The 6,956-nt window shown below is 71.5% G+C and carries 6 protein-coding genes and 1 pseudogene; 5 read left to right on the top strand and 2 right to left on the bottom strand.

Annotation, left to right across the window (positions count from 1 at the left end; all coding sequences use genetic code 11):
• Positions 1-370 precede the first annotated feature (370 nt).
• A complete protein-coding gene (locus ACFXPL_RS02890) occupies positions 371-1,405 on the bottom strand; it encodes a LacI family DNA-binding transcriptional regulator (RefSeq protein ID WP_384911813.1) in 1,035 nt (344 codons plus the stop codon).
• 215 nt (positions 1,406-1,620) lie between these two features.
• Between ACFXPL_RS02890 and ACFXPL_RS02885 the strand changes: the two genes are divergently transcribed.
• The 4 genes and pseudogenes from ACFXPL_RS02885 to ACFXPL_RS02870 all read left to right on the top strand — a co-directional run.
• Positions 1,621-2,907: a VWA domain-containing protein gene (locus ACFXPL_RS02885; protein ID WP_384911407.1), complete on the top strand. Its 1,287-nt coding sequence runs from the start codon at positions 1,621-1,623 to the stop codon at positions 2,905-2,907.
• On the top strand, positions 2,907-3,770 hold the full coding sequence (locus ACFXPL_RS02880; protein WP_384911404.1) for a hypothetical protein: 864 nt from the start codon (positions 2,907-2,909) through the stop codon (positions 3,768-3,770). The genes ACFXPL_RS02885 and ACFXPL_RS02880 overlap by 1 nt, the downstream gene beginning before the upstream one ends.
• Before the next feature lie 144 nt (positions 3,771-3,914).
• Positions 3,915-4,247: a divalent-cation tolerance protein CutA gene (cutA, locus tag ACFXPL_RS02875; RefSeq protein WP_384911401.1), complete on the top strand. Its 333-nt coding sequence runs from the start codon at positions 3,915-3,917 to the stop codon at positions 4,245-4,247.
• A gap of 33 nt (positions 4,248-4,280) precedes the next feature.
• A pseudogene (locus ACFXPL_RS02870) lies at positions 4,281-4,586 on the top strand (IS200/IS605 family accessory protein TnpB-related protein); the annotation flags it as partial.
• A 63-nt stretch (positions 4,587-4,649) separates the two neighbouring features.
• Here ACFXPL_RS02870 and ACFXPL_RS02865 read toward each other — a convergent pair.
• Positions 4,650-5,588 carry a hypothetical protein gene (locus ACFXPL_RS02865; protein ID WP_384911398.1) on the bottom strand — a complete coding sequence of 313 codons (939 nt, stop codon included), beginning with the start codon at positions 5,586-5,588 and terminating at the stop codon, positions 4,650-4,652.
• A gap of 231 nt (positions 5,589-5,819) precedes the next feature.
• On the opposite strand from ACFXPL_RS02865, the gene ACFXPL_RS02860 reads away from it, so the two are divergent.
• Positions 5,820-6,851, top strand: coding sequence for an aldo/keto reductase (locus tag ACFXPL_RS02860; protein ID WP_384911810.1), 1,032 nt, complete (start codon positions 5,820-5,822; stop codon positions 6,849-6,851).
• Positions 6,852-6,956: the final 105 nt, after the last annotated feature.

Raw genomic sequence — 6,956 nt, 5'->3', positions numbered from 1 at the left:
GCGGGGGGGGCCGGGCCGCGCCGCGCGCCCCCCGCCGCCGCGCGGGGGCCGCGGGGCGGGCGAGCCCCCCGCCCCCCCCCAGGCCGCGGGCGCGCCCCGCCGCCACAGCCCGCCTGTTGGGCAGGGTCGCGCCCCCGCGCCGGGTTACGGCAGTCCGAGCGGGGCGGCGATGTAGGAACCGCCTCCTCCGGTGTGGGAGCGCTCCCATGAGCCTTGTCGAGGCGTCGGCCGTTGTCAAGACCGGTGCGGCGGCGGGTGGTTGGGCCGTGGTGTTGTCGGCCGGCGCGCGGGGTGGTTCTCCGGGGGTGGTGACGCGCCGGTGCGTCACCACCCCCGCGCGTCACCCCGAGGCGCGTCACGCCCCCGTGCGTCACCCGGAAGCGCGCCGCACCAGTTCCGTACGGAGCAGCACGTGCTGCCAGGCCGCCGAGGAGTCGTTGATCGTCTCCAGCAGCACCCGGGCCATCGTGCGGCCCATCTCCTCCACCGGCTGCCGTACGGACGTCAGCGGGGGATCGGTGTGGCGTGCGATGGGGGAGTCGTCGAACCCCACCACGGCCACGTCCTCGGGCACCCTGCGGCCCGCCGCCCGCAGCGCGTGCAGGGCGCCCACCGCCATCACGTCGGAGGCCGCGAACACCGCGTCGATGTCCGGGTTGCGGGTCAGCAGCTCCGTCATCGCGCGGCGTCCGCTCTCCTCCGTGAAGTCGCCGTGCGCGATCCACGCGGGGCCGGGGCCCTGACCGCCGTCCGGCGTGTCCCGTACGGCCTCCTCGTACCCCCGGAGCCGGCACTGCGCCACGTACATGTCCAGCGGCCCGGTGATCGTGGCGATCGTGCGCCGCCCGGACTCCCAGAGGTGGCGCACGGCGGTCCGGGCGCCTCCCACGTTGTCCGAGTCGACGTACGAGACGGACTCCTCGCCGGAGCGCCGGCCGCTCAGGACCGTCGGCATCTCCATCTCCGCGAGCAGATCGGGCAGCGGGTCGCTGCCGTGCACGGAGACCAGCAGGACGCCGTCGATCCGGCGGGCCCGCGCGTACTGGAGGAAGCGCTGCCGCTCGCTCTCCGTGCGGACGAGGGTGAGCAGGAGCTGGAGGTCGGTGTCGGCGAGCCCGTCGCCCACGCCGTGCACGATGTCGGAGAAGTACGGCTCGGCGAAGAACCGCTTCTCGGTCTCCGGTATGACCAGCGCGACCGCGTCCGTACGGCTTCCGGCGAGCGCGCGGGCGGCACGGTTGGGTATGTAGCCGAGCTGGGCGATCGCCTGTTCGACCAGGTGCCGGGTGGTGTCCTTCACGCGCGGCGAGTTGTTGATGACGCGGGAGACCGTGCCCCGGCCGACGCCCGCGAGCGCGGCGACCTCCTCCAGGGTGGGCTGGCCCGTGCGTGCCTTCGTCACCATCGTGCGACCTCCAGTCAGCCTGAGCCCGGCCTGATCGGTGCGCAGGACACGGGCTTCAGTCATCCAACCACTGGGAGCGCTCCCATGCACGAAATCACCCTGAGGTGTATCCCCGGTACCGTCCGGGACACCGGTCCGTCACCTCCCGTACGACATGCTGACGGACCGTCACTTTCCGTTTGTCCCACCGGGTGCGTTATCACTATCATCCGGCGATGATCATAAGTAGACGGTCGGCAGCCGCCGTGTGCGGTCTGGTGGCCACCCTGGCCGTAGGACTCTTTCCTCCCGCCGCTGCCGCCGCCGATGAACCCGCCGGCGGGCCGGCACCGAAGGTCGATCTCGTCCTCGACGTCAGCGGCTCGATGCGGACCCGCGACATCGACGGCCAGTCCCGGATGGCAGCCGCGAAACAGGCGTTCAACGAGGTGCTCGACGCCGTTCCGCAGGAGGTGGAGCTGGGCATCCGTACGCTCGGCGCCGACTACCCGGGCAAGGACACCAAGGTCGGCTGCAAGGACACCAAGCAGCTCTACCCCGTCGGACCGCTGGACCGTACGGAGGCGAAGACCGCCGTCGCCACCCTCGCCCCCACCGGCTGGACGCCCATCGGCCCGGCCCTCCTCGGCGCCGCCCAGGACCTCGAAGGGGACGACGGCGCCACCCGCCGGATCGTCCTGATCACCGACGGCGAGGACACCTGCGCACCCCTCGACCCCTGCGAGGTCGCGCGGGAGATCGCCGCCAAGGGCATCCACCTCACCATCGACACCCTGGGCCTCGTCCCCGACGACAAGACCCGCCGGCAGCTCACCTGCATCGCCGAGGCCACCGGCGGCACCTTCACCTCCGTCCAGCACACCGACGAACTCTCGCGCCGGGTCACCCAGTTGGTCGACCGCGCCGCCGACCCCGTCGTCACGCCCGTCGCGACCGAGGGCGCCACGCGCTGCGCCGACGCCCCGACGATCAAACCCGGGCTCTACAGCGACCGCGAGAAGTTCTCCGAGCACCGCTGGTACCGCGTGGACGTCCTCCCGGGTCAGGAACTGCGCGCCTCGGTGAGCGTCGCCGCCGACCGCGCCGTCGACCAGGACTACGGTGTGCTGCTGCGCGCCGTGACCGTCCACGGCCGGGAGATCGTCCGCGGCTCCGAAGCGGGCGACGGACGTACGGACGTGATCTCGGCCGGGCTGCGCTATCCGAAGCCGGAGTCCGACGCCGACGAGGAACTGGACGGCGACGAGAAACCGGCCGCCGAGACGGTCTGCCTCCAGGTCAGCAACGCCTTCTCCGCACCCGCCTCCGTCAAGACCACCCCGGGCCTGCCCGTCGAGCTGACCGTCGACCTCGTCGACGCGCCCGACACGGCCTCCGACATCGCCGCGTTCGGCCTCGGCCGCGGCTGGTGGCTCCTCGGCGTCCTGGCGCTCACCGGTCTGCTCGCCGGACTGCTGTGGGGCTGGATCTCGCGCCTGCGTATCGTCTGGAGAAGCAACTGATGCGTATCGTCGGCCTGTTCACACCCACCAGGGCCTCGCGGTCCCTGGTCACCGGGGTCCTGCTCGCGGGAGCGCTGCTCCTCGGCACTGCGGGCGCCGCCGTCGCGGACGAGTCCCCCTCGCCCTCCACCGACGCCACCGACGACTCCGAGGGCGCGCAGGCGCCGACCGAGGCCGGCACGTCCTTCCGTACGGCCACCGCCTTCCGGCCGGGCCAGACGGCCACGGCGGACGGCTCCTCGGGCGACTACCTCTACTGGGTCTTCCCCGTGGACACCGGGCAGCGCGCCAGCGTCACCGCCAAGGTCACGCTCCCCGAGTCCGCCGCCGCCCGGAAGGGCTCGGCCACCTGGCAGGTGGACGTCTACGACGGTCTGCGCCGCCGCCAGCCGTGCGTGTACGGCGCCCAGACGAAGGCGCTCGCGGCCGACGCGAGCACGGTCGAGCTGCGCTGCGTGCTCCGTACCGTACGGGCGTGGGCCGAGCCGTGGTCCAACGATCCGCTGCCCGGCAGCTACTACGTACGGCTCACCGTCCGGGACGCCCAGGAGAAGGACCTCGGCCTGCCGGTGCGGGCGGAGATCAAGGCCGAGACCCCCGACCAGGGCGGCGCCCACGCGGTCGACGGCAAGCTGGCCGTACCGCTGACGCCCGGCCGCACCACCGTCTCCCAGGAGGGCGGCGGCGCGTCCGCCGAGGGCGCGCGACTCGCCGCGTCCGGAGTCGAACCGGAGGGCGGCTGGTCCTCCGGCTGGTGGTCGGACCGCTGGCTGTGGACCCTCGCCGGGGGCGTGCTCGGCGCGCTCGCGGGCATCGCCGGCTACACCCTGGCGCGCCCCTCGCGCCGGCCGACGGCGCCGTAACGCGCGGCGCCACGCAAGGCAGGCGGCCCGGGGATTCCCCGGGCCGCTTCCCCGTTTCCTGGGCCCCGATACGGACCGGATCTGTCCGCACGGCTCGGTAGCGCTCCTGCAAGTGGTGGGCCTGCCGCCGATACCATCCCCTGTATGACTGGTATTTGGCAGGTGTCTACGGCGACGGAGAACCGCGAGCAAGCTGTGGCGTTGGCGGAGTCGGCGGTCATGGCACGACTCGCGGCGGGAGCCCAGATCGTGGGCCCGGTGATCTCCGTGTTCTGGCACCAAGGCCGATACGGAACGAGCGAAGAGTGGCAACTCCTCTTCAAGACGCGAGCAGATCGTTACGCCGAACTTGAAGCTCACCTACTGAGTCACCATCCGTGGGACAAGCCAGAAGTCGTGGCGCTGCCGTTGATCGCCGGAGCACCCGATTGTCTCCGATGGGTCGAGAGAACCACCGAGGCGAATCCCGCAGTGTGACGTATCAGCACTTCACTTCGACCAAGACCACGACGCAAGATGTTCCGCCACGATGCCGCCGGTATCGCGATCGGGCGACGCGCCCTCGGGCTCCCGATCCGGCGACGTACGACACCGCCCCCACATGACCAGAGTGATTGTGTGGGGCGTCGGACCGTCCAGGCCGACCTCGGTACCCGAGGACGTGAGGAAACCCGCCCGCCCGTCACGGAGCGTGCACGCGATGCGCGTCACCGAACGGGGACGCCACAGGGAACGCGGGAGACCGGTGCATCCCAAACCGTTCGAGATGCGCGCAGTGCCGGGACGTGGGTCCAAGACTCACTTCCGCTCACTGAAGTAGGAACGGTTGGCTTGGAGAGCCCGAAGCGGTCGGCGGTGCCCACAAGGCCGGCACTCTTCTCATGTGGTGGTCAGGGGCTGCCACTGCTCTTCCTGCTGGGCGTCGAGCCTGCTGCCCCACACCAGTGTGCCGCCGATCCGGCCGGGTGTGTCCCGGGTGGCCAGGGCGGGGGCTTCGAGCATGTCGGCGGCCTCTTCCAGGTAGGTGACCAGCGTGTCGAGTTCTTCGCCGGGGCTTTCGTTGTAGCGGGACCAGGGGCCCAGGTAGCCGGTCGCGGCGTCCAGGTACAGGCCGGAGGTACGGTCGGCCGGGCCGAAGGAGATGACCGGAATCCAGGCTGCCTTCCACAGGGTGAATCGATCGTGTTCGGGGCGGTGGGCGTTGAGAGTGTCCTCATGGGCCTGGGAGTCCATCTGCTGCCGGTAGAAGGCAGCTATCTGGTCCAGGGTCATCAGTGCCTGGTTGCCGGGCAGGCATCCCCGGCCGTTGACCCCGTCGTCGCCTGCGGTCAGGAACCACAGGGCGCGCAGGCCGGAGGGTATCCGGACGCCGAGGTCGTGTTCCAGAGCGTTGACGGCGGCAGGGCCGGCACCGGCGCGGAGCGCGGCGTGGGATTCGGCGGCGTCGGCCTGGAGCCGGCGGGTGATGCGCTGCCAGGCATCGGCGATCTCCCGTCCGGTGACCGCGTCGGCTACAGGGTCGGCCTCCTGCTCCTGGTCTTGTTCCCGGACGTCCGCGGCGGGCTCGGCGCCGGGGGCCAGGTTCACGTACCGGATCTCGATCCGGTCGGGCTCCCGGATGTAGCCGACGGCCAGATCGGGACAGTCCTCGAACACGTCGCCGTCGACCGTCACGGTGAGGATGCCGGGCAGATCCGAGGGCCGGCCCCTGTCCGGATCGTCGGCCAACTGGCCGGCCAGAACCTTCAGGGCGTAGCGGACGCCGGCGCCGAGTTGGGGGGCGGTTTCGCACACGTGCGCGGAAATCTCGACGTTCACGGCCTGGTACTCCTCGCTGGTGGGATGCGGGAAGGTGCCCCTCGTACAGTAGGACGCCCGCACCCACCAGCGGTTGGTGCAGCGGGCCGCGCACTCTGGCGGCCGCAAACCCCGGACACCGGCTCGCGGCCCAGGTCCTGAAATTCCCTTGCGCCTGTCGGCCCTCACGTCTTGGGTGTTCCCATCGGTCGACCGAGGGACGGGGCGCGATCCATGGAGCAGCCACAGCGGTTGGAGCAGCGGTTTCTGGGCGGGACGGGGCTGCGCGTCAGCGAACTGTGCCTGGGCACCATGACGTTCGGCGGCAGCGCGGACGAGGCGGTGTCACACCGCATGCTGGACGCGTTCACGGAGGCGGGCGGCACGTTCATCGACACGGCCGACATCTACGGCGCCGGTGCGTCCGAAGAGGTCCTGGGCCGCTGGCTCAAGAACCGCGGGAACCGCGACGAACTCGTCATCGCCACCAAAGTGTTCGGTTCGATGGGAGAGGGCGGGGGGAACGGGTCGGGCCTGAGCCGCAAGCACATCCTGACGGCCGTCGAAGGCAGTCTGCGCCGCCTCGGCACGGACTACATCGACCTGTACCAGACGCACATGTGGGACGTGGAGACACCGATCGAGGAGACCCTCTCGACGCTGGACACGCTCGTACGGGACGGCAAGGTGCGCTATCTGGGAGCGAGCAGCGTGACGCCGTCGCAGTTGCAGAAGGCGCTCGATGTGGCACGGTTCCACCGCTGGGAGCCGTTCGTCTGTCTGCAGCCGCTCTACAACCTCCTGGCACGCGAACTGGAGTGGGAACTGCTTCCGTTGAGCGAGGCGGAGGGTGTCGGTGTGATCCCGTGGAGCCCGCTGCAGGGCGGCTGGCTTTCGGGCAAGTACCGGCGCGGCATGACGGCCGCGCCCGCGGGCTCACGCGAGGCCGCCGTACAGGAACAGCAGGGCAGGGAGAGCTGGCGGGACCGGGACACCGAGGAGACGTGGGGGGTCGTGGACGCGGTGCTCGCGGTCGCCGACGAGACCGGGCGCACCCCGGCCCAGGTGGCACTGCGCTGGCTGCTGCAGCGTCCGGGCGTGACGGCCCCGATCATCGGGGCGCGCACCCTGGAGCAGTTGACGGACAACCTGGGCGCGTGCGGCTGGGAGCTGACCCCGGAACAGGAGGCGCGCCTGACAGCGGCGAGCCGGCGTCCGCTGCCGCACCCGTACGACGTGCTGGCCCGCCCCAGGGAGCGCTCGCGCCCGTCCCGCCGGAGCTGAGGCCCGCCGGCATCGCGGGACCGGGAGCCCGCCCCGCAGCGCCGGGCGGGTTCCCGGCGTCCGGAACGGCACCTCGCCGCGTTGTCGAAAGCCGCCGCCCGACGC

This window comes from Streptomyces sp. NPDC059092 (assembly GCF_042756365.1).
Taxonomy (GTDB): domain Bacteria; phylum Actinomycetota; class Actinomycetes; order Streptomycetales; family Streptomycetaceae; genus Streptomyces.
The sequence above is the reverse complement of the archived record's forward strand: the minus strand, read 5'-3'. Positions and strand labels throughout refer to the sequence as shown.

Bases quoted from the DNA above. Each gene is read 5' to 3' on its own strand.
- ACFXPL_RS02890 (WP_384911813.1), bottom strand. From the start codon at position 1,405: ATGGTGACGAAGGCACGCACGGGCCAGCCCACCCTGGAGGAGGTCGCC.
- ACFXPL_RS02885 (WP_384911407.1), top strand. From the start codon at position 1,621: ATGATCATAAGTAGACGGTCGGCAGCCGCCGTGTGCGGTCTGGTGGCC.
- ACFXPL_RS02880 (WP_384911404.1), top strand. From the start codon at position 2,907: ATGCGTATCGTCGGCCTGTTCACACCCACCAGGGCCTCGCGGTCCCTG.
- cutA (WP_384911401.1), top strand. From the start codon at position 3,915: ATGACTGGTATTTGGCAGGTGTCTACGGCGACGGAGAACCGCGAGCAA.